Source organism: Halorubrum tibetense, assembly GCF_042661865.1.
Taxonomy (GTDB): Archaea; Halobacteriota; Halobacteria; order Halobacteriales; family Haloferacaceae; genus Halorubrum; species Halorubrum tibetense.
Genome location: NZ_JBHSWW010000404.1, coordinates 1 through 1,595, shown reverse-complemented (window position 1 = coordinate 1,595; position 1,595 = coordinate 1). Strand labels below are relative to the sequence as shown.

2 protein-coding genes are annotated in these 1,595 nt (G+C 71.3%); both read right to left on the bottom strand.

Features of this window, described 5'->3' with window-relative positions; genetic code table 11:
• A partial coding sequence (locus ACFQEU_RS15570) for a shikimate dehydrogenase family protein (protein WP_379783645.1) occupies window positions 1-226 on the bottom strand: 226 nt, incomplete at its 3' end.
• Window positions 227-282: 56 nt separating this feature from the next.
• Entirely contained in the window at window positions 283-1,410 is a 1,128-nt protein-coding gene (locus tag ACFQEU_RS15565) for a DUF373 family protein (protein WP_379783643.1), read from the bottom strand.
• Window positions 1,411-1,595 lie beyond the last annotated feature (185 nt).

The window sequence follows — 1,595 nt, the reverse complement described above, 5'->3', positions numbered from 1 at the left end:
GGTCGGGGTCGACCGCGTCGAGGACGTCGCGTTTGAACGGGACGGTGACGTTGAGCCCCGCCACGCCGAGCGTCGTCGCGCCCCGGACCGCGGCGGCGGCGTCGTCGATACCGGGTTCGAACGTGACGTAGCGCGCGTCGATCCCGAGCGCCTCGTAGCCGGCCTCGTGGAGCGGCGGCGACAACGAGTGTTCCACCGGGTTGCCGATGAGCCCGTAAACCTGCATGGTCGGCTACGCGGCCTCCACCGTCGAAAAGCCGTCGGGTGTGGCGGCGGGAACGGTCACTCCCCGTCCGGATCGCTCTCGGCGTCGATGACCTCCTCCAACGTCTCCGTGCCCACGTCGCTCGCGAGCTTCACGCCGACCAGCGAGACGACCACGCCGACGAGGATGAACGCGGCGAGCCGCTGGACCGGAGAGATCGCGACCCCGGCGACGCGCAGCGGGTCGATCATCGACTCCTGTGCGAGGAAGTAGCCCGCGAACCCCCGGACGACGAGCCCCACGGCGACGATGACGAACGGGAGGTTGAGGTACGGCGTCCGGATCCCCTCGTCCCGGATCAGCTCGTCGAGGAGCCGCCCGACCGCGGCGGTGACGCCGGCGACGACGAGCCACGGGACGGCCGCGTACGTGAACTCCATGACTTCGACGGCAACGGTCGCACCCTCCAGCTCGGAGGCCGCCAGCACGCCGAAAAACCCCCCGACGAGCGAGAGGCCGCCGGCGACGACGTACGTGACGATCGACACTTGGCCGGCATACAGCGCCTCCCGGACCCGTTCGGGCATCCCCGCGACGGCGCGGTCCACGCCCAACCCCTTATAAAGGAGCGCCGCGCCGAACAGCCCCGCGACCGTCGCGAGCGCGACCGCCGGCGAGAACTGGACGAACAGCACGGGCAACAGCAACAGCGCGACGCCGAGCGGGACGAGCACGGTCGAGCGGAGCTGCTCGTCGGCGAGGAACTGTTTCAGCAGGTAGTAGGTGGATTCGAGGTCGTGCGCCTGCCGGACGACGACGCGATCGACGCCGTCGACGGGCATCCGCGACTCGACTATCGGGAGGACGCGTTCGTCCTCGGCGGAGTCGACGACGACGATCGCCGCGCTCGGGTCGTATCGGTCGACGAGGTCGTCGAGCTGGGCGGCGATCGAGCGGTCGGAGCCGACGGCCGTGTCGCTCTCGGCGGAGACGACGGCGACGACCGCGGCCTCCCGCTCGTCGCGGAGGTCGCGGGCGACACGGAGCGCTTCGAGCAGGCAGTTGACGCTGGCGTCCTCGGGGTCCGCGAGCCCCGCGTCGGTGACCAGGGACCTGACGGCCTCCCAGCCGGCGACGGGCATCGGGACGTTCGTGGCCCGCCCGATCGCCCCGGAACGGTCCACGCAGATCACCAGCGTCGTCACGCCTCCACTCACACCCCCGCGGAACAAAAACCCTCCCCGTTCCCCCGGGCGATACCGGCACCGGCGTGATCGACGCCGCCGTCGACAGGTACAACCCGCCGCCGGTCCGACGGCCGGACGTGATACGGATCGACGGCAGCGACGGCGGCGGCGGGGTGCTCCGGACCGCCCTCGGGTTCGCGATC